The organism is Pseudomonas sp. IC_126 (assembly GCF_004331835.1).
In the GTDB taxonomy this organism is placed as follows: Bacteria; Pseudomonadota; Gammaproteobacteria; order Pseudomonadales; family Pseudomonadaceae; genus Stutzerimonas.
Genome location: NZ_SJSS01000004.1, coordinates 90,176 through 110,775 on the forward strand (window position 1 = coordinate 90,176; position 20,600 = coordinate 110,775).

Below are 20,600 nucleotides of genomic sequence, written 5' to 3' on the forward strand. Positions count from 1 at the left end.
AAAATAATGCTCGCATTGCGACAGAAATGGAGTATCTTTCCTTGGCTGCTGCTGCATGTGTCACCGTGAATCGCTACATGTTTAGATTTCGATCCGATCATTGCTACGACTCCTAACTCCTTGCACACAGTCACCGTTCGGGGTATTTGCCCGTTCAAATCATCTCTACATTGTTCAAGGAGACATTCAAATGTCCAATCGCCAAACCGGTACCGTTAAGTGGTTCAACGATGAAAAAGGCTTCGGCTTCATCACTCCGCAATCCGGTGACGACCTCTTCGTACACTTCCGCGCCATCCAAGGCGACGGTTTCAAGAGCCTGAAAGAAGGCCAGCAAGTTTCCTTCGTCGCTACTCGCGGCCAGAAGGGCATGCAAGCTGAGGAAGTTCAGGTTATCTAACCTGAGTCTTCTCTGAAAAAGCCCCGCTTCGGCGGGGCTTTTTTGTGCCTGCGATTTGGCTGAAGACACGATCACAAGCGCATACCTGCCCAGCGGAACGCTGGCTGAAATTGCGGATTGGCTTTCTAGAATGGAATCGGCGCAGGCACTTGTGTCGCTTGCCGCGAACCACGCCTTACACCGAAACCATACCAACCCGCAAAACTGCTTTTACCGTGCCCTGCCGCTAAAGGCTTCCGCCGCCGTGAAACGGATCAGTCGTCGGACACCACAATGTTCGGCATCGACTGGGCGATGATCTGCCCGCTCTGCGAGATTCGCGCACCGACTGTTCGCGCCACTTCCTGATAGATCATGGCGATCTGGCTTTCCGGGTCAGCAATTGCAGTCGGCTTGCCAGCATCGGCCTGGCTGCGGATAGCCATGGACAGCGGCAGCGAAGCCAGCAGGTCGACGTTGTATTCGCCCGCCAGCTTCTCGCCGCCCCCTTCACCGAACAAATGCTCGGCGTGGCCGCAATTTGAGCAGATGTGAATGGCCATGTTCTCCACCACACCCAGCACCGGAATATTCACTTTGCGGAACATCTCGACCCCTTTCTTGGCGTCGAGTAGCGCCAGATCCTGCGGCGTGGTCACGATTACCGAACCGGTCACCGGGACCTTCTGCGCCAGGGTCAGCTGGATGTCACCGGTACCCGGCGGCATGTCCACCACCAGATAGTCGAGATCGCTCCAGGCGGTCTGGGTGATCAATTGCAACAAGGCCCCGGAAACCATCGGGCCGCGCCAGACCATCGGCGTCTTGTCGTCGGCCAGAAACGCCATGGACATCAGCTGCACACCATGCGCCTCCAACGGCACGAACCATTTCTGGTCGCGAATCTGCGGCTTGGTCCCCTCGGGAATGCCGAACATGATGCCCTGGCTCGGCCCGTAAATATCGGCATCCAGCACGCCGACACGCGCGCCTTCGCGGGCCAGCGCCAGCGCCAGGTTGGCCGCCGTGGTGGACTTGCCAACACCGCCCTTACCGGAGGCCACCGCGATGATGTTCTTCACATTGGCCAGCGCCGGCACCTGGTCCTGCGCCTTGTGCGGCTTGATTACGCAGTCAACCTGGACGTCAGCACGCGTCACGCCTTCGAGCTGCTCGATCGCCATCGCAAGCATTTGCGCCCAACCGCTGCGAAACAGCCCAGCGGCATAACCAAGCTCGAGCTGCACGCCCACGCGATCGCCCTGAACCTCGATGGAACGTACACAACCGGCGCTCACCGGGTCCTGGTTCAAGTTCGGGTCGGTGTACTGGCGCAGTACGGCTTCGACAGCTTCGCGTGTGACGGTCATGACTACTCCCAAGAAAACCTAGTAAAACAGACGGGCATCTTACCCCGTGGTGCCGTATGGGCCCATCAACCGCGTCAACATGGCGCGGCACTCGGTATTCGACCGGCACCAGCCGCGCCAGTGCGGGTGAAAAAAAAACCTCGCACCTTTATAGTGACCGACTCACTTCGCAACCCCGACTGCAGATTTTCCCAATGTCCGAAGCTCGCCAGATCCTCGTTACCAGTGCCCTGCCCTACGCCAACGGTTCGATTCACCTTGGCCACATGCTCGAGTACATCCAGACGGACATGTGGGTGCGGTTTCAGAAACTGCGTGGCAACCAGTGCATCTATGTCTGCGCCGACGACGCCCACGGCTCGGCCATCATGCTGCGCGCTGAAAAGGAAGGCATCACGCCGGAGCAGCTGATCGCCAATGTGCAGGCTGAACACAGCGCCGACTTCGCCGACTTCCTGGTCGACTTCGACAACTTCCACTCGACCCACTCCGAAGAGAACCGCGAGCTGTCGAGCCTGATTTACACCAAGCTGCGCGACGCCGGCCACATCGCCACGCGTTCGGTCACCCAGTATTTCGACCCTGAAAAGGGCATGTTCCTCGCCGACCGTTTCATCAAAGGCACCTGCCCGAAGTGCGCGGCCGAGGACCAATACGGCGACAACTGTGAAAAGTGCGGCGCGACCTACGAGCCCACCGAACTCAAGAACCCACGCTCGGCCATTTCCGGCGCCACGCCGGTGCTGCGTGACTCCAAGCACTTCTTCTTCAAGCTGCCCGACTTCGAGGCGATGCTCAAGGAATGGACCCGCAGCGGCAGCCTGCAGGATTCCGTCGCTAACAAGATCGCCGAATGGCTCGATGGCGGCCTGCACGAGTGGGATATCTCCCGCGATGCGCCCTACTTCGGTTTCGAGATCCCGGACGAGCCCGGCAAGTACTTCTACGTCTGGCTGGATGCGCCCATCGGCTACATGGCCAGCTTCAAGAACCTGTGCGCACGCCGCCCGGAGCTGAACTTCGATACCTTCTGGAAGAAAGACTCCAGCGCCGAGCTGTATCACTTCATCGGCAAGGACATCATCAACTTCCACACCCTGTTCTGGCCCGCCATGCTCGAAGGCGCCGGCTACCGCAAGCCCACCGCCGTCGCAGTGCACGGTTACCTGACGGTGAATGGGCAGAAGATGTCCAAGTCGCGCGGCACCTTTATCAAGGCGCGCACCTACCTCGATCATCTGAACCCCGAGTATCTGCGCTACTACTACGCGGCCAAGCTCGGTCGTGGCGTCGATGACCTGGACCTGAACCTCGAAGACTTCGTGCAAAAGGTCAATTCCGATCTAGTCGGCAAAGTCGTCAACATCGCCAGCCGTTGCGCAGGGTTCATCCACAAGGGCAACGGCGGCCTGATGGTCGACCGCAATGCCGCGCCGGAACTGACCGACGCCTTCCAGACCGCCGCACCATCCATTGCCGACGCTTACGAGAACCGCGATTTCGCCCGCGCCATGCGCGAAATCATGGCGCTGGCCGACCGCGCCAACGCCTGGATCGCCGACAAGGCGCCCTGGGCACTGAACAAGCAGGACGGCATGCAGGATGAAGTCCAGGCGATCTGCGCCACCGGCATCAACCTGTTCCGCCAGCTGGTGATCCTCCTCAAGCCGGTGCTGCCGAACCTAGCCGCTGACGCCGAGCGCTTTCTGAACGTCGAGCCGCTGCGCTGGGCTGACCTGCAAACGCTGCTGACCAACCACCAGCTCAACGCCTTCACCCCGCTTTTGACCCGTATCGAGCCTGCCAAAATCGAAGCCATGATCGAATCATCCAAGGAAGACCTCGCCTCCACCGAAACCGCCGCGCCCGGCGCAACCCCTGAGGCTGGCAACGGTGAACTGACCAAGGAACCGATTGCTGCGGAAATCGCCTTCGACGCCTTTGCCGCAGTGGACATGCGTATCGCGCTGATCGAGAAATGCGAGTTCGTTGAAGGTGCCGACAAGCTGCTGCGCCTGACCCTCGACATTGGCGACGCCAAGCGCAACGTGTTCTCCGGCATCAAGAGCGCCTACCCGGACCCAAGCAAGCTGGAAGGCCGCCTGACCCTCTATGTTGCCAACCTGGCGGCGCGCAAGATGAAGTTCGGCGTCTCCGAAGGCATGGTGCTGGCCGCCGGTCCTGGCGGCGAAGACATCTACCTGCTCAGCCCCGACAGCGGCGCCAAGCCGGGTCAGCGCGTCAAGTAAGGACGTAGTACGAGAAGCCCGGTGCAATGCCGGGCTTCTTTTTCACGCTCACAACAGGTTCACCGCATCAAGCACTGCCACTGCCCGGAGGCGGTTATGACTGATTCACCTGACGCCAGCCGCTGCCCAATCTGTGGACAGCCAAATAGCTGCGGCCTAGCCAATCCCGCGACCGCTACCCAGCCCTGCTGGTGCTTCACCGCCGAGATCGCACCCGAAGCCCGTGAACGCATTCCCGACGACGCGCGAAACAGGGCCTGCATCTGCCCACGCTGCGCCAGCGGCGAGTCACCTACCAAACCCTGATGCGCCTCGACCGCTTCCTTGCCAACCTACCTCACTGCAGCCACCGCCAGGCACGCCTGTTGTTGGCCTCGGGCCGCGCCTCGGTAAATGGCAAGACGGTTTGCGACGGCACCCATGACATTCGTGTCTTCGATCGTATCGAGCTGGATGGCGAGGTGCTGCAGGCAGGCAAACCCGCGCGCTTCTTTATGCTGAACAAACCGGTCGGCTGCGTCAGCGCCACCGCCGATCCGCAATACCCCACGGTGCTGGATCTGCTGAACGAACAGGACAAGGAAGAACTGCACATCGCCGGTCGGCTGGACTTCAACACCACCGGACTGATGATCATCACCAACGACGGACTCTGGTCCCGGCGCCTCACCCAGCCGGAAAGCCTGCTGGGTAAAACCTACTTTGTGGAAACGGAAGACCCCATCGATCCGATCTGCGTCGACCGCTTCGCCGAAGGCCTCTACTTTCGCTTCGAGAACCTCACCACCCGGCCCGCCGAACTTGAACTGCTGGGCTCGCATCAAGCCCGCCTGACCCTGCATGAAGGCCGTTACCATCAGGTCAAACGCATGTTCGGCCACTTCAATATCAAGGTCATCGCCTTGCACCGCGAACGCATGGGCCCGCTGCTGCTCGACCCCACCCTTGCCCCCGGCCAGTACCGCAGCCTGACGCCTTCGGAAATTGCTCAAGTCTGAAACATTCCTCGACCCAAACGCCTCACCCGCTTCTCCTCTCCCCACCCTTCTGGTACAAAGGCTGCCTACGCGGGCGTCGTATAATGGCATTACCTGAGCTTCCCAAGCTCATGACGAGGGTTCGATTCCCTTCGCCCGCTCCAGATTTGAAAAGCCCTGCATTTGCGGGGCTTTTTCGTTTAGGGTTTGGCTTGTTTCTGAGGGGTTGCCGCCGGGCTTGGTGGAAAAATAAATCTGTCCCCTTTTTCCTTAAAACGGGCCATAGGGGCGATTTCAAAGGCAATACGGCTTGGCCATAAAGAGACCATTGTCAGCCTCTCTGATTTAGCCTAGATACGGACATACCGCATGCAGAACTTGATGCTCTATTAGATTATATTGCCGAAAAACTAAAAATACGGCTATAAAGTAAATGGGACGATGCATCGACTTTATGGATCGATTTCTAACACAAATGTTGCGTTCAGTTTGAGGCCTTAGGATATATATGTTTCTTTTTTTTCATGGACTGCAAACTGAGGAAAATGCCTCATTCTATAAGGGAACCCTTTTTGAAAAGCTATTAGCAGCATATCTAGATCAATCGGGCTACAACGTAGAATTAAGAAAAAAACACGCCAGCCTAGAATACGACATAGAAGGGACATCCAGAGCCACCGGACAAAAAATTATCGGCGAAGCAAAAGCACATAGCAAAAGCATGTCTGGACAAGTTGTTTCTGCATTCGTTGGAAAGCTGATCCCTCTAGGCTTGCTAAACAAAAGAATTCACGGTCTTTTTCTTTCCTTGTCGCCAATGACGCCCGAAGCTGACAATTATTTTTCAACAGTTAAAGATTTAGGCCTTAGCGCTAAGACCGGCAGCACACTATATGATGAAATTTCCACATCTCTTAAGCTACCCTCTGAGACTGAGCTGGCAAAAAAAATCGAACGACTTTCCCACAGCATAGTCGCCAACAATATTCTTACTACAGAGAATGGATATTACAAGCTCGCCATATTGAAACGAACTGATTCAGGCACTCCATCTTCCTTTGCTGTTTTTTCAGAAAGCGGAGATTTTGTCCAAGACAAAATATTTTGCGAGAAATTAAGAGACAGCCTTCCGGAGCTTTCCGGACTAGAACCAGCCGTTATTTCAGCCAGTAGCAAAACTATAACGAACGAAAACCGGCCTCGAGAAATCCAAAGGGGCCTGCCGGTCGGTACAGATTGGGCTGATTACAGGCTGCCAGCAGGGCCCGGAGTTTTTGTTGGCAGGAAAGCCTTCGTAGAAGAGCTTAGCGAGCATATCGAAGGCAATCATATCCCAAATGTAATTCAAGTGAAGAGTCGTTCCGGCGTAGGGAAAAGCTCAGTAATTTCTTTCTTTGAAAATAAACTGTCTTCCCTAGGCCATGTCACTGAGCTTCATGACTCCCGAGATGTAAAAACTGTCTATGACATATTCTCGCTAGTCGCTAGATTTACTCAAAGTTTAAAAATACCGACTAGCTATATTGAAATAGATGAGGCTCTTGCTGAGCTACAAGAACGGCTCAATGGGCGAAAAGCGGTTTTCTTTGTTGATCAATTCGAATCAACATTCATCAACCCCGAGATATATGACTGCTACGAATACATTGCAAGCGCTTTAACAAAACTAAACGGAAGCGCCTACATTGTCGTAGCCAGAAAAAACGACCAACTCACTACATATGACGATACAAAGGTATCCTTGGGGCGGATAAACAGCATCTCAAAAAGCTACACACTGCCCGACTTCGAAAGAGACGAATCAATTCTTCTTCTTGAAAAAATTAATGAGAACAATAACTACGTTTTAAGTAAAGAAATTCTTCCATATATTATCGAATTCGCGCAAGGCTTCCCATGGTTACTCAAACGAACAATTGCACATGTCCTCAAACTTACAAAACAGGGAGACTCCCATCGCGACCTTATCGGATCAGGTCTTAAACTAAACGACCTTTTTGAAGAAGAACTCGAAGGATTGGATGAATTTGAAAAAGGATACTTGACTAAAATTGCATCAAAGCTACCGGCGGACTTCAAAGAACTCCAGTATCAATTTGACGAAGACCCGATGCTTGTTAAGGTTTTAGACAAGCTTACGACGTCGCGGCTAGTCAGGCTAAGCGGCTCCACTTACGATACCTATAACGACGTATTCAAAGAATATCTTATATATCAAAAGCTTCCTGAATTTCGACTTCTTACAATTTACAGAATGTATCCGGGTGCAGTGATCAGCTTGTTCCGAAAAGTCATTTCCGCACACCACATAAATATCGATTATCTGAAGAATGAACTTGACGTAAGTGAGGGGTATGCTTTTAATCTTGTCAAAGAATTTAGGAACTTGGACCTTGTTGAGGCTTCTACAACAGGACAATGGATTATTCCGGCAAAAATCAAAGACCTGTACTCTCAAGGTCAACTAGCCGGATATCTTCGGCGCAAGCTTATGGACAACACTCTTGTAGAAAGCCTGTTGGGCAGACTGCTAGCAGGGGAACAGATTCTTGAGAATGACCTCCCAAGCCTATTTTCGACATCATATCCATATATCGAAGCATCAGATAATACCTGGCGACTTTATTCTACTATTTTGAAATCGTGGCTTCTATCCCTAAAAATTCTTACGGTAGACAAAAACGGAATCCTTAGAACAACGGATTATAGTCATGCGCAAGCAGCTGCAGAGCTCGGGAACTTAAAGCAGATTTCTGGACTGAGATCAGGAAACAAAGGACTGTTCTTCCCTGTGACCTCCTTTTCGAAGATGAAGGACGTGACATTACAGCTGATTGATGGGATTGATCCGACAGACAAAGAAGGTATAAAAGCGAAAGGAGACCTGAGAAACTCCGGTGTTCTGGTAGGAACTCAACTAGCTGTTTCCGACACTGATGAATTGGCTGAAGCTTTAACAGGGCAACTGCTTGACGATGGATATGCGGCTTTGTGGGAAGCAATTAATAATGGCCAGCCTTGCCTAGAGGTATTTACTAAAATTGCTGGCGAGGGACTGACCTTAGCAACAGTTAAGTGGCGTTTAAAAAAGGTTACCGCCTTAGCTAAGAAGCTAGGCATTATTCCAGAAAAACGTTTTAAATATTAAACGAACAAAGGGCACAGATTTATTTACAACCCGAATCATTGAGCAAGGAGGCGGCATGAGATCGGAGTGGGACGATGCGCCCGAGTACCTACGCAGCAGCCACCAAAATGTAGCCAGCCCACAATGAGTCACCAGAGAGAGAGAAATTCAGACGGCTAGTATTGAGTTCAACCATGCCGGAATCCGCCATACTTAAAGCGACGTGTATCAACAGACAGAGGAAGGCCAGAGCCACTAGCCTAAGCATAAGAAGTTCCTTCGAAGAGAGTTTACGAAACAACTGTATGCTGCGCGTTTCGCTTGCCTTGAGCTCTAAGCGGCGATGTTCCTTGCCTCGATGTATGCTTCTTACTTTAGCGAACCGTGATGCCGAAGAAACCGGCTGGCGTTGCCGCATTCCAGTTTTGTCGAAAAGTGTCGAAATCACTGTGACGTACTGCGCCGAAACGAGCAGGCGAATCAGCCGGGAACCGCATAACGACCCGCTTACAGACGGAACGACACACCAAGCAAAAGGGTTCGATTCCCTTTCGCCCTTCAGATAAAGCCCTGCACTCGCATAGCTTTTATTCGCTGGGCCTTTTACCTACACCGCACCTCCCATAACTGATCCAACCGCGTCGTAAAACTCTGGCTCATCATCTCCCGCCGCATCCCCCAATCCGGCGTCATAGGGATGCGGCCCGGCGTGAGCGTATCCCGCCCCCACTTCGCGTTGACCGCATCGAGCACGCCCATGACGCGTTCAGACGCGGCGGGTTGGGTTTCGGTGAAGAGGTCGTCGGTGTATTCGCCGCGTTGGCAGAGGTCCATCAGCAGCACTTCAGCTTTGCTGAAGGCGAAGCCCTCTCGTAGATCAGCTCCAGCCCGGCGATGGCGGCGCGGGTGATATACCGGATGTCGTCGGTGGGGTATGGCAGTTCGCAGACGATGCCTTTGGCGAACCTGGCCTCGTCGGGTTTGAACATGCCGGTGCGGATGCTGACGCGCACGCGCTTGCACAAAGACTGTTGGGCGCGCAGCTTTTCACAGGCGCGGGCCGAGTAGGTGGCAACGGCTTCGCGGATAGGCGCGAGTTCGCGTAGGCGGTCGCCGAACATGCGCAAGCAGCAGATTTCCTGTTTGGGTGGCGCGACGTCTTCCAGTTCAAGGCGAGGCGTGCCGCGCAGCTCGCGGAAGGTTCTCTCGACCACGACGCTGAATTGTTACGCAGGGACCAGCGTCGGCGTTGGCCAAGTCCAGGCGCTACGAATTCCCATGCTGCTGAGCGTTCGGTCATGCGTCGGCCCTCACAAAGAAAAGCCAGCCTGACCAGAGTATTCGGATTAATAAAAAAGCCCTGCATGTGCAGGGCTTATCGCCTAGGCGCCAATGTTTCAAATCTCCGGACAAGCCGGCAGCGACGTCCGGTTCTGAGTGCCATCGTTACGCGTGAACTGGCAGCCATAGGCGGGATTGGCAACGACACGTGGATTGATCACATCATCACCCGCCGGTTTGATGCCTTGCTGTTCCCATTGCAGCATCGCGGCCATGGCTTCGACCTGTTCCTGATAGGTGAAATCACAGTGGCTGGGTGCGCGGATGGCGCGTTGCACCAGGAGGTCGCCGTTGCCGTTGGCTTCGGCGTTGCGGCGGTAGATTTGTTGGTGTTTGAACGGCACGTACAGGTCGCCCAGGGTGTGGATGCTGACCACCGGGACGTTGAACTGGCCGTTCACCACCGGAATCCAGCGCAGGCCGTCCGGGCGGATGCTGTTGGCTGGGGGATGGCCGATCACGCGGATGATCGAGTCGTTGAACTCGCGCTCCTCGCGAGACATCGCCTTGTTCGTGTCGAACTGATAGCGGGTGGCGAGGTTGCCGGTTAGCGAATCGGCGAGAATTCCGTCTACCGAGCCATCCCGGCCGCCGGTCCCCAGTACGACGCTCTGCAGGCCGGTGCGGAAGCCTTCGGCGAAGATCGGGCGCTCACCGCCGCTGAGTTCGCGCACGATGCCTTCGAGTTTGAGTCCCTGAGCTGATGGCTCGGTCGGGTAGCTATTCCACAGCGCGCCGATAATCTGCGGCAGCTTCGCCTGGAAGTCCGTCGCCGGGAACATGGTCGGGCCCAGGCCGGCCAGATGCTGCGCAGCCAGGGTGAAGTGCATCAGGTATTCGAACTCGTAGACGTCGCCGGTCACGCCACACATGGGCACCGAGCCGCTGTAACGGACCCGATTGTTGGCTGTTGCATAGGTTTCCGCCTCCACTGCCGCTGCCGCGACGTGGCCACCCATGGAATGCCCGGTGATGTAGGTCTTGGTCGGCTGCGGCTTGCCGGTCAGGTTGCTGAAGGCCAGCGCCAGGGCGTTGGTATCTTCGACGCCGGCGCGCACATCGTAGTAGTTCTTGCTGTAACTGGATGCGGCCCAGGCGTAGCCCTGTTGCAGCAGCCATGGGCGGAACGGGGGTGGTCCGACGGTAAGTTCGGGATCAGTGCCACGATAGCCATGGGCGTACATGACGAGCATGCCGTTCCAGTTCGGCGGTACTTCGATCTGGTAGGACGAGCCTTGGTAAATGCCGGTCCAGCGCTCACTGGGCAGCCCAGGAAACGCCGCCAGCGGCGATACGATGGGAACAAAGATGCGCGAATCCTGCTCACGTGATTCGCTGTGGGACACCGGTGGTTTGATGGGTTTCGACCGAGCCTGAACATCGGCGGCGATGCCGATCGTACCCACCAGCATCACGCCGGCAATGACGCGCGCACAGGCTGAAGCCAACTTGCTTGGAAGCATGGGAAGTCTCCTGAATTATTGTTTTTGTTCTATTGATGCGAGCTTTTGCCAGAACTGCCAAGCGAAGCACTACGCGCACTTCGACTAAACGTGGCAGAAAGCTAGGACCTGTCAAATGCAGGAAATGCCGAGGAGACGACCGGTGAGTCGTATTGGGAATATCTCGACTGCCGGCGCGCTTATAAAGGCAACGGGACCGGTATCAGGGTGGGATTCCGATGTGCGCGAGCGAGTCGGCGGGCAATGACGACATTGCCCGCCTTAAGGGCCTTAGAAAGCCAAGCGCATACCAACGGTCAGGTTGCGACCGGGTAGCAATACATCGTCCTTGATGAACGAGGTGTGCTGGCGCGCCTTTTCATCGAGCAGGTTGTTGGCTTTGAGGTAGAGCAGATAGTCGGTCTGCTGCAACGAGCCGCTGTAGCTGAGACCAGCGCCAAGCATGTTGTAGCCGCCGGTTTCGGTCTCGTAGTCGGCCAGCTCGTCCTGACGCTGCACGCGATAAAACTCCAGCTGGCCGCTCAGGGCAGTGGCTAAGCGCTGATCTACACGCACCCCGAGACGATCTGACGGGATGCGCGGCAGATCGCCGCCGCCGTCGCGCAACTTGCCGCGCACGTGGTCGCCAAACAGGGTCAGGGCGGTGGCATCGGTGGCTTGGAAACGCACCTCGCCCTCCGCGCCGGTTAGCACGGCGTCGCGCTGGCGGTATTCGATCTCGCGATAGCCGCCGCCGATGTCGTTCCCGGTATCGGCGGCATAGATGAAGTCGTCTACCTCGTTGCGGAACAGACTGAAACTGAAGGTGGCGCGGCCTGCGAACTTGCGCAGCGTGAGTTCGGCGTTATGCGAGGTTTCTTCTTCGAGATCGACATTGCCCAGCTCGACGGTGCGAGTCGCCGCGTGCGGGCCATTGGCGTAGAGCTCTTCGGCTGTGGGCAGGCGTTGCGAGCGCGACAGCGAGAAGCCCAGGGAATACTCCGGCGCGAAGGTCCAGACCGCACCGGCTGAAATCGAGGTGCCGCTGTGATCGGTGTCCCGCTGGCCATCGGCCTCGATGTCCTGCCACTCATGCCGCAGTCCCAACTCGTAGCGCCACGCCCCGGCGGTGTACTCCTCGAGCAGGAACAGCCCGTGGTTGCGGGTCAGCGTCGGCGGCACGTAGGCCTCCTCCCCCAACGCTTCGAAGTCGCGACGCAGCGTTTGTGCGCCGACCACGCCGCGCCAGCCGAACAGCGGCTGATGGGTCAGTTCCAGGCGCGCGTCAGTGGCATCGTTATTGAAGCGCGTGCCTACTTCCCCACCTTCGATTTCCTCGTGCTGATAGTTGCTGTGTCCAACACGCAGGCGCGCCAGCTCGAAGCCCGGCAGCGGGTCACTCAGCTCGCCGCGCAGGTCCCAGCGCTTCTGATGCATGTCGACGTAAGGGACGCTGCCGTGCTCATGGTCATGCTCATCGTGGCCGTGCTCGTCGTGATCATCATGATCATCGTGACCGCCGCAATGCCAGTCGCTGCCGTGGGTATGGCAATCGGCATGTTCATGGGCCAGCAAACCGTAGCGGTTGTTCTGCTCGCCATAGGCCATGCCGATGTAACCGCGCTCACCGATGAAGCTGGCGCCAAGGGTGAAGCTGTCGGTGTCGTTGTAGGAGCCGGCCTGCTTGTCCGGCGAGCCTGGAATCTCGTACTCATCGGCCTGGCGCTTTGTGCCTTCGGCGCGCACGGCGAAGTTTCCACTGCCAGCAGTGATGCCGAACACACCAGCGCCTTCGTTCGCCACGCTATTGGTGCGCAGTTCCAGTTCGCCCTCGTAGCCCTTTTCCGGGACGTAGGTGGGAATCTTCTTGTCGATCACGTTGACCACACCGCCGATCGCGCCGCCGCCGTAGAGCAAGGTTGCCGGGCCCTTGAGCACTTCGATGCGCTCGGCCAGTAGCGGCTCGCTGGTGACGGCGTGGTCGGGGCTGATGGTGGAAGCATCGAGCAATTCGATGCCATCGCTCAGGACTTTCACGCGCGCGCCATCCAGGCCACGGATAACCGGGCGCGCCGCACCGGCACCGAAGCTGCTGGAACGTACACCAGGCAGGCTTTCCAGGGTTTCGCCCAAGGTCGCCTCACGCCGCAGCACCAGTTCATCGCCCTCCATGACCGCCGCCGGTGTCGTCATCTCATGGCTCTGCTTGGCCAGACCGCTGGCGCTGACCACGACGGGTTCGAGTTCGACCGGATCGGCCGCCCAGACCGCGGGGACGACGGCCAGGCTGATCGCCCAGGCCAGTGGGTGATGTTTCGGTTTCATACGACTCTCCAGAATGCAATGGCGCCGTCCAAGGCAGCCGGGCTGTGGTGATGCAGGAACGAGCTTCCTGAGCGGCGGAGAATCTAACATGTTATATCGTAACGATTAAGTATTTGTTCGGACGCTAGTAACCGGCCTTGCTTCGCGCTGGCAGCGGTTGTGTTCGGTCTGAAACGAAAAACCCCGGGAGCGAGCCCGGGGTTTTTGTATTCGCCGCCAGTTCAGGTGACGAGGTAATGCTTGTGGCGGACTAGACGTCCATCGTCGCGATCAACCGGCACGGTATTCCGCGTCAGCCGTTTCGAAGCGCTGCTGAATGGAAGCAGCCGGCTCCTTGCCCATCAGGCTCACGACATAGATGGCAATGCTCGCAAGGATGAACCCAGGAATGATCTCGTACAGCCCCAGGCCGATGAATTCCTTCCAGACGACCACGGTAATCGCCCCTACCAGCATGCCGACCAACGCGCCGTTACGGGTCATGCGCTTCCACAGCAACGAGATCAGCACGACCGGTCCAAAGGCAGCGCCGAAGCCGGCCCAGGCGTAGGAAACCAAGCCAAGGACTTTGCTCTCGGGGTTGGACGCAATACCGATGGCGATAAGCGCGATCAACAGCACCATGGCGCGACCGACCCAGACCAACTCGGTCTGCGACGCGCCTTTGCGCAGGAATGCCTTGTAGAAATCCTGTGTCAGGGCGCTGGAGCTGACCAGCAGCTGTGCGCTGAGCGTGCTCATCACCGCCGCCAGCACGCCAGAAAGAATGATGCCCGCGACCCAGGGGTTGAACAGGATCTTTACCAGCTCCAGAAAGACTCGCTCACCGTTCTCGGTCACCGCACCCGCTAGCGCTGGGTTGTCCGCGAAATAGGCAATCCCGAGGAAGCCTACGGCCACCGCGCCGGCCAGTGTCAGAATCATCCAGGTCATGCCGATGCGGCGGGCGTTGGGAATGGTCCTCACCGAATCGGCGGCCATGAAGCGCACCAGAATGTGCGGCTGGCCGAAATAACCCAGCCCCCAGCCGAGCAATGAAATGATCGCGATGAAGGACAGGCCCTTGAACATGTCGAAGTTCGACGGATCCTGCGCGGCGATGGTGTCCATGGCTGCGCCTACATCGCCGAGGGCGAGGATGACGAACACCGGTGTGATCAGCAGCGCGAAAATCATCAGCGTCGCCTGCACGGTGTCGGTCCAGCTCACCGCGAGGAAACCACCAATGAACACATAGAGAATCGTCGCCGCAGCGCCTACCCACAACGCCGTATCGTAAGACATACCGAACGTCGACTCGAACAGGCGCGCGCCAGCGACCACACCCGAAGCGCAATAGATGGTGAAGAACACCAAAATCACCAGCGCGGAGAAAATCCGCAACAGTCGACTGGTGTCCTCGAAGCGGTGCGAGAAGTAATCCGGCAGCGTCAGCGCGTTGTGATTGTGCTCGGTATGCACGCGCAACCGGCCGGCAACGAAAAGCCAATTGAGCCAGGCACCGGCGATCAGGCCGATGGCGATCCAGCTCTCGGACAGACCGGCAACGAAAATCGCGCCGGGCAGGCCCAGCAACAACCAACCGCTCATGTCCGAAGCGCCCGCCGACAGCGCCGTGACGAAGCTGCCGAGGCTACGGCCACCGAGGATGTAGTCGTCGAAGTTCTTGGTCGCGCGATAGGCGATGAAGCCGATGAGGATCATCGCCAAGATATAGATCACGAAAGTGATCAGTGTTGGGGTGCTCACATTCATTGTTATTTCCTTGTGCTGCGGAGGTTGTCCCCCGTCTCCACTGACGAAGCGCGAGCGCTAGGCTGCGCAGTGCTGGTAAACGGATGGTCGACAGGCCGAAAGCATAGCGTTTCGGCGCCGTCCGCGCTTGTGACCAGGCGGTATCGACAATTACCGACCAGTCGGCTTCAGGCCGACCCTGACAGGCCGATTTCCTGCCGGTCAGCCCAACACGCGACCCGCCGTGCAAAACGGATCGCGCCCGGCACTGTCTCACTTGCAACAGCCGCGCTCGTGCTGCGGCTCCATCGAAAGCGTTTCGGAGGCTTGCCATGACAGTCACTCTCGATATTCCGACCGGCACCTGCTCTGCCGTCATTCAGGGCACCACCTACCGCAGCGCGATAATGGATGTGCGAGTCAGCACCGATCCCGCCGCGCGCATGTCGGTCGCGCATATCGACGGTGCCAACACGCATGTCACCGAAGACCAGGCCGAACACCTGATAGCGGCAGGCGCCAAGGATGATCGCGAAAATCTGATCGCCGACGACTGAACGCACCCGGCGGCGTCCCGACAAAAAGAAACCCCGCTGCCGGTAAACGACAGCGGGGTTTGTCTTTTCAACGACCTTCAATCAGCGGCCGTGGTATTCGCTCGCTGCCTCTTCGAACCGTTTGATCATGCTGGGCGAGGCGCCCTGGCCAATCTTGCTGAAGACGACGACGGCGATGCTGGCGAGGATGAAGCCCGGAATGATCTCGTACAGCCCCAGGCCGATGAATTCCTTCCACACCACCACGGTGACAGCGCCAACGATCATGCCGGCCAGCGCACCATTGCGAGTCATGTCTTTCCACAGCAGCGAAATCAGCACTACCGGACCGAACGCAGCACCGAAGCCGGCCCAAGCATAGGACACCAGCCCCAGCACCTTGCTGTCCGGATTGGACGCGATGCCCAGCGCGATGAACGCGATCAGCAGCACCATCGCCCGGCCAACCCAGACCAGTTCCGTCTGCGACGCGTTCTTGCGCAGCATGGCTTTGTAGAAGTCTTGCGTCAGGGCGCTGGAGCTCACCAGCAGCTGCGCGCTGAGGGTACTCATCACCGCGGCCAGTACGCCGGAGAGGATGATACCGGCGACCCAAGGGTTGAATAGAATCTTCACTAGCTCCATGAACACGCGCTCGCCGTTCTCGCTGACTGGCCCGGCCAATTCAGGATGCCCTGCGAAATAGGCGATCCCGAAAAAGCCCACCGCCACGGCTCCCGCCAAGGTAAGGATCATCCAGGCCATGCCGATGCGACGGGCATTGGGAATGGATTTCACCGAGTCGGCTGCCATGAAGCGCACCAGGATATGCGGCTGGCCGAAGTAGCCCAGGCCCCAGGCCAACAGCGAAATGATCGCAACGAAGGACAGGCCGCTAAACATGTCGAAGGCAGCCGGGTTCTGGGTGGCGATGGTATCCATCGCGGCGCCCATGTCGCCCAGCGCCAGCACGACGAACACAGGCGTGATCAGCAGCGCGAAGATCATCAGCGTGGCCTGCACGGTGTCGGTCCAGCTCACCGCGAGGAAGCCGCCGATGAATACGTAGAGGATGGTTGCAGCGGCACCGACCCACAGCGCGACGTCGTAGGGAATGCCGAAGCTGCTCTCGAACAGACGCGCGCCAGCGACCACACCCGAAGCGCAGTAAATGGTGAAGAACACCAAAACCACCAATGCCGAGAAAATGCGCAGCATGCGGCTGTCATCTTCGAAACGGTGCGAGAAGTAATCCGGCAGCGTCAGTGCGTTGTTGTTGCGCTCGGTGTGCACGCGCAGGCGTCCGGCCACGAACAGCCAGTTCAGCCAGGCACCGGCGATCAGGCCGATCGCGATCCAGCTTTCCGAAAGGCCCGCGACGAAGATCGCCCCTGGCAGGCCCATCAGCAGCCAACCGCTCATGTCCGAAGCACCAGCCGACAGGGCCGTGACGAAACTGCCGAGGCTGCGGCCGCCGAGAATGTAGTCGTCGAAGTTCTTGGTGGCGCGATAGGCGACGAAGCCAATCAACAGCATCGCGCCGATATAGATCACGAACGTGACCAGAGTGGGTGTACTGATGCTCATCTTGTTCCCTCGTTAGTTATTGTTGATGGGCGCGAGGGTATTCCCGATCCCATCTGGCAGAGGGCGATGGCGGTTCGCGCCATCACCGACGACGGACCCAATCGGGTCCATCAGTGGCGGAAGAGCGATCCGCCAACTGTTCTATTGTTTGATCCGGCCGCCGAGGCGGCCGGAGTGAAACCAGGTGCCGCAAAGAAAGCCTGAAGCCCAAAAGCTTCGCCCCGAGGCGGGCCTCCCACAAAAGCGGCAAGTGCGCACCGCTACCCCCGTGGGAGGCGCGCCCTCGCGGCGAATGCGGGCCGCCTGGCCTGCCGAAGCACTCCTCCGTCAGTCGTCGCCAAGCGAAAGCAGCGAAGCGTTACCGCCTACGGCAGTGGTGTTGGTGGACGTGGTGCGCTCGTTGGTGAAACGCAGCAGGTAGCTCGGGCCGCCCGCCTTCGGGCCGGTGCCGGACAGGCCGCAGCCACCGAAGGGCTGCACGCCGACCACCGCACCGACCTGGTTGCGGTTGACGTAGAGGTTGCCGATCCGCGCCAAGGCCTCGATGCGCGCCGCAGTTTCCTCGTTGCGGCTGTGTATGCCGAGGGTCAGGCCGTAACCGGTGGCATTGATATCGGCGACGACCTTTTCCAGATCCGCCGCATCGAAACGCACCACGTGCAACACCGGACCGAAGTGTTCCTTCTTCAACTCGTGGATCCCGCCAATCTCGAACGCCACCGGTGCGACGAAATGGCCATTGTGGCTGCCCGGCAGCTTGGCTTCGGCGATCAGCTTGCCTTCGGCCTTGAGCTGCTGGATATGCGCCAGCAGACCATCACGGGCGTCGGCATCGATCACCGGGCCCAAGTCGTTTTCGCGCAGATGAGTCGGACCGACTTTCAGCTCGGCCATGGCGCCCTTGAGCAGTTCGATGACACGGTCGGCAATGTCGCGCTGCACATAGAGCACGCGCAGCGCCGAGCAACGCTGGCCGGCGCTGGTGAAAGCCGAGCCGACGGCATCCTTGACCACTTGCTCGGGCAGCGCGGTGGAATCGACGATCATCGCGTTCTGGCCGCCGGTTTCAGCGATCAGCGTGGCGATGGCGCCCTCCTTCTCGGCCAGTTGGCGGTTGATGATGCGCGCCGTGTCGGTGGACCCAGTGAAGCACACGCCCACCACACGTGGATCGCGGCAGAACACGCCGCCCAGGGTGGCGCCGTCGCCCGGCAGGAAGGCAAGCGCGTCCTTCGGCAGGCCGGCTTCGAACATCAGTTCCAATGCGCGCGCAGCGATCAGGCTGGTCTGCTCGGCCGGCTTGGCCAGGACGGTGTTGCCTGCAACCAGGGCCGCGGTGATCTGACCGAGGTAGATCGCCAGCGGGAAGTTCCAGGGGCTGATGCAGACGAACACGCCGCGGCCTTCGTGGAACAGCTCGTTACGCTCGCCGGTCGGGCCCTTGAGTTCTTCGCGACCCAGCTTCAGACGCGCCTGCTGCGCGTAGTAACGGCAGAAGTCGACAGCTTCACGCACTTCATCGATGCCGTCCTGCAGGGTTTTGCCGGCCTCTAGCGTGCACATGGACATCAGCTCGGCACGGTTGGCTTCCAATAGATCACCCAGACGCTCGAGAATCCGCGCGCGCTGCTCGACCGGTGTGGCGTTCCAGCGTGGCCAGAACGCGGCCAGACCGTCAACGGCCTGCTTGGCCTGCTCGGCGGTGGCGAACTGCGCGGTGCCGACTTCTTTGCCCAAGTCATACGGGCAGTGCACCTTGCTCGGTGTGCCGGAGAGCGTCTGCCCTCCAATGACCGGGGCCGCTTGCCACTGACGATCAAGGAAAGTCTGGTAGGCGCTGGACAGTTCGTTCCACTGAGTCTGGATGTTCATGTTGATGCCTTGCGAGTTGGTCCGGTTGCCGTACAGCGCCGGCGGAAGCGGAATGCGATGGTTACCGAGGGTCTTGAACTGACGCAGCTGGGTGACCGGATGATCGATTAGAGTTTCCACCGGCACGCGCGGGTCGACCAGTTGGTGGACGAACGACGAGTTGGCGCCGTTTTCCAGCAGACGTCGCACCAGATACGGCAGCAGGTCCTTGTGAGCGCCGACCGGCGCGTAGATGCGTACGTTCTTGCGGTACTTCTCGATCACCGTGTCGTAAAGCGCGTCGCCCATGCCATGCAGGCGTTGGAATTCGAACTCACGCGGCGCCTTCAGCTCGCCGACCATATTCAGGATGCAGCTGACGGTATGCGCGTTGTGGCTAGCGAACTGCGGATAAATCACATCACGGGTGTGCTCGGACAGGAGGTAACGCGCGCAGGCCAGATAGGAGGTGTCGGTGCCTTCCTTACGGGTGTAGACCGGATAGCCATCCAGTCCCTGGACCTGGCACTGCTTGATCTCGCTGTCCCAATAGGCGCCCTTGACCAGACGCAGCGGAATGCGCGCGCCCAGCTCCTTGCCCAGCAGCGTCAGCCAGACCAGCACCGGCAGACAACGCTTGGAGTAGGCCTGAATGACCAGACCGAACTCGCCCCAGCCAGCAATGGCCGGGTCGCGCATGAGTTTTTCGTACAGTTCCAGCGACAGTTCGAGGCGGTCGGCCTCTTCGGCATCGATGGTGATGCCGACATCGAGCGAGCGAGCCAGAATCGCCAGCTCGCGGACGCTCTCGAACAATTCGGTCAGCACGCGTTCGCGCTGGGCCACTTCGTAGCGCGGATGCAGTGCGGACAACTTGATGGATACCGACGGACGCGGGCCGGGTCCGACTTGCGGCTCGGCACCGACGGTTTTAACGGCCTGACGGTAGTCAGCCATATATTTGGCGGCATCCTCGGCGGTCAGTGCCGCTTCGCCGAGCATGTCGAAGGAATAGGTGTAGCCCTTCTCACGCTCTGGACGGCCGTTCTTCAGCGCTTCGGAGATGGTGCGACCCAGGACGAACTGCTTGCCCATCAGCTTCATGGCCTGGTTCATCGCCGCGCGGATTACTGGCTCGCCGGAGCGTTTGATGAGGCGACCGATGACATTCTTAGGACGGCCATCTGTGTTGTCCGGGTCGACCACCTTGCCGGTCATCACCAGGCCCCAGGCGGCGAAGTTAACCAGCACGTTGTCGCTCTGGCCGAGGTGACGTTCCCACTCGGCGGCGTTGAGCTTGTCGCGGATCAGCGCGTCGGCGGTGGCCGAATCCGGCACGCGCAGCAGCGCTTCGGCCAGGCACATGAGCATCAGCCCTTCGTGGGTATCCAGGCTGTACTGACGCAGCAGCGCATCGAGGGTGTCGACGGCGTTATCACGGCCGCGCACCGCCTCGATCAGGCTGCGTGCCTCACGGCGGATGGCTTCGATGCCCGCATCGCCGGGGTCGGCCAGCTGCAATAACTCGTTCAGGTAGGCCGCCTCGTCAACGCTGTAATTGGCGCTGATGGCGGGGAAGAATTCGGCGGCTTTCAGATTGGCGAAATCGCCCTGCAAGACTTGACCGGCTTTGAACATCGCGCCGCTCCTCTCGTGGAGTGTTGTTCGAATCAGATTAGCGG

General features: G+C 58.4%; 12 protein-coding genes, 1 tRNA gene and 1 pseudogene. 7 read left to right on the forward strand and 7 right to left on the reverse strand.

Annotated features, from left to right (window positions below):
• The first annotated feature begins 190 nt into the window (after positions 1-190).
• Positions 191-400: a cold-shock protein gene (locus tag E0D86_RS13775; protein WP_003282211.1), complete on the forward strand. Its 210-nt coding sequence runs from the start codon at positions 191-193 to the stop codon at positions 398-400.
• 254 nt (positions 401-654) lie between these two features.
• On the opposite strand, the gene apbC is transcribed toward E0D86_RS13775, so the two are convergent.
• Positions 655-1,749 carry an iron-sulfur cluster carrier protein ApbC gene (apbC, locus tag E0D86_RS13780; protein WP_131650609.1) on the reverse strand — a complete coding sequence of 365 codons (1,095 nt, stop codon included), beginning with the start codon at positions 1,747-1,749 and terminating at the stop codon, positions 655-657.
• Positions 1,750-1,943: 194 nt separating this feature from the next.
• Between apbC and metG the strand changes: the two genes are divergently transcribed.
• From metG to E0D86_RS13805, 5 genes are all read left to right on the forward strand, one after another.
• On the forward strand, positions 1,944-3,998 hold the full coding sequence (gene metG, locus E0D86_RS13785) for a methionine--tRNA ligase (RefSeq protein ID WP_131650610.1): 2,055 nt from the start codon (positions 1,944-1,946) through the stop codon (positions 3,996-3,998).
• 96 nt (positions 3,999-4,094) lie between these two features.
• Entirely contained in the window at positions 4,095-4,304 is a 210-nt protein-coding gene (locus E0D86_RS13790) for a cysteine-rich CWC family protein (protein ID WP_131650611.1), read from the forward strand.
• Positions 4,304-4,996, forward strand: coding sequence for a pseudouridine synthase (locus tag E0D86_RS13795; protein WP_131650612.1), 693 nt, complete (start codon positions 4,304-4,306; stop codon positions 4,994-4,996). The genes E0D86_RS13790 and E0D86_RS13795 overlap by 1 nt, the downstream gene beginning before the upstream one ends.
• Positions 4,997-5,065: 69 nt before the next feature.
• Positions 5,066-5,139 (forward strand) — tRNA-Gly (locus E0D86_RS13800).
• A 344-nt stretch (positions 5,140-5,483) separates the two neighbouring features.
• On the forward strand, positions 5,484-8,123 hold the full coding sequence (locus tag E0D86_RS13805; protein ID WP_131650613.1) for a restriction endonuclease: 2,640 nt from the start codon (positions 5,484-5,486) through the stop codon (positions 8,121-8,123).
• A 582-nt stretch (positions 8,124-8,705) separates the two neighbouring features.
• On the opposite strand, the pseudogene E0D86_RS13810 reads toward E0D86_RS13805, so the two are convergent.
• The 4 genes and pseudogenes from E0D86_RS13810 to putP (E0D86_RS13825) all read right to left on the reverse strand — a co-directional run.
• Positions 8,706-9,411, reverse strand: a pseudogene (locus E0D86_RS13810) (DUF4113 domain-containing protein); the annotation flags it as partial.
• Between the two features lie 88 nt (positions 9,412-9,499).
• Entirely contained in the window at positions 9,500-10,906 is a 1,407-nt protein-coding gene (locus E0D86_RS13815) for an alpha/beta hydrolase (protein WP_131650614.1), read from the reverse strand.
• A 270-nt stretch (positions 10,907-11,176) separates the two neighbouring features.
• Positions 11,177-13,210, reverse strand: a complete 2,034-nt coding sequence (locus E0D86_RS13820) for a TonB-dependent receptor (RefSeq protein WP_131650615.1) — start codon at positions 13,208-13,210, stop codon at positions 11,177-11,179.
• A 270-nt stretch (positions 13,211-13,480) separates the two neighbouring features.
• Positions 13,481-14,965: a sodium/proline symporter PutP gene (putP, locus tag E0D86_RS13825; RefSeq protein ID WP_131650616.1), complete on the reverse strand. Its 1,485-nt coding sequence runs from the start codon at positions 14,963-14,965 to the stop codon at positions 13,481-13,483.
• Between the two features lie 311 nt (positions 14,966-15,276).
• Between putP (E0D86_RS13825) and E0D86_RS13830 the strand changes: the two genes are divergently transcribed.
• Positions 15,277-15,501: a DUF3203 family protein gene (locus E0D86_RS13830; RefSeq protein WP_131650617.1), complete on the forward strand. Its 225-nt coding sequence runs from the start codon at positions 15,277-15,279 to the stop codon at positions 15,499-15,501.
• Between the two features lie 81 nt (positions 15,502-15,582).
• Here E0D86_RS13830 and putP (E0D86_RS13835) read toward each other — a convergent pair whose 3' ends face one another.
• Together putP (E0D86_RS13835) and putA are read right to left on the reverse strand one after the other, a co-directional pair.
• Positions 15,583-17,067 carry a sodium/proline symporter PutP gene (putP, locus tag E0D86_RS13835; RefSeq protein ID WP_131650618.1) on the reverse strand — a complete coding sequence of 495 codons (1,485 nt, stop codon included), beginning with the start codon at positions 17,065-17,067 and terminating at the stop codon, positions 15,583-15,585.
• 327 nt (positions 17,068-17,394) lie between these two features.
• Complete coding sequence (gene putA, locus E0D86_RS13840) at positions 17,395-20,556, reverse strand: bifunctional proline dehydrogenase/L-glutamate gamma-semialdehyde dehydrogenase PutA (protein WP_131650619.1); 3,162 nt, start codon at positions 20,554-20,556, stop codon at positions 17,395-17,397.
• Positions 20,557-20,600: the final 44 nt, after the last annotated feature.

Coding starts and splice junctions, on each gene's coding strand:
- E0D86_RS13830 (WP_131650617.1), top strand. CDS start 15,277: ATGACAGTCACTCTCGATATTCCGACCGGCACCTGCTCTGCCGTCATT.
- E0D86_RS13805 (WP_131650613.1), top strand. CDS start 5,484: ATGTTTCTTTTTTTTCATGGACTGCAAACTGAGGAAAATGCCTCATTC.
- E0D86_RS13775 (WP_003282211.1), top strand. CDS start 191: ATGTCCAATCGCCAAACCGGTACCGTTAAGTGGTTCAACGATGAAAAA.
- putA (WP_131650619.1), bottom strand. CDS start 20,556: ATGTTCAAAGCCGGTCAAGTCTTGCAGGGCGATTTCGCCAATCTGAAA.
- E0D86_RS13815 (WP_131650614.1), bottom strand. CDS start 10,906: ATGCTTCCAAGCAAGTTGGCTTCAGCCTGTGCGCGCGTCATTGCCGGC.
- putP (WP_131650618.1), bottom strand. CDS start 17,067: ATGAGCATCAGTACACCCACTCTGGTCACGTTCGTGATCTATATCGGC.
- E0D86_RS13790 (WP_131650611.1), top strand. CDS start 4,095: ATGACTGATTCACCTGACGCCAGCCGCTGCCCAATCTGTGGACAGCCA.
- putP (WP_131650616.1), bottom strand. CDS start 14,965: ATGAATGTGAGCACCCCAACACTGATCACTTTCGTGATCTATATCTTG.
- E0D86_RS13795 (WP_131650612.1), top strand. CDS start 4,304: ATGCGCCTCGACCGCTTCCTTGCCAACCTACCTCACTGCAGCCACCGC.
- E0D86_RS13820 (WP_131650615.1), bottom strand. CDS start 13,210: ATGAAACCGAAACATCACCCACTGGCCTGGGCGATCAGCCTGGCCGTC.
- metG (WP_131650610.1), top strand. CDS start 1,944: ATGTCCGAAGCTCGCCAGATCCTCGTTACCAGTGCCCTGCCCTACGCC.
- apbC (WP_131650609.1), bottom strand. CDS start 1,749: ATGACCGTCACACGCGAAGCTGTCGAAGCCGTACTGCGCCAGTACACC.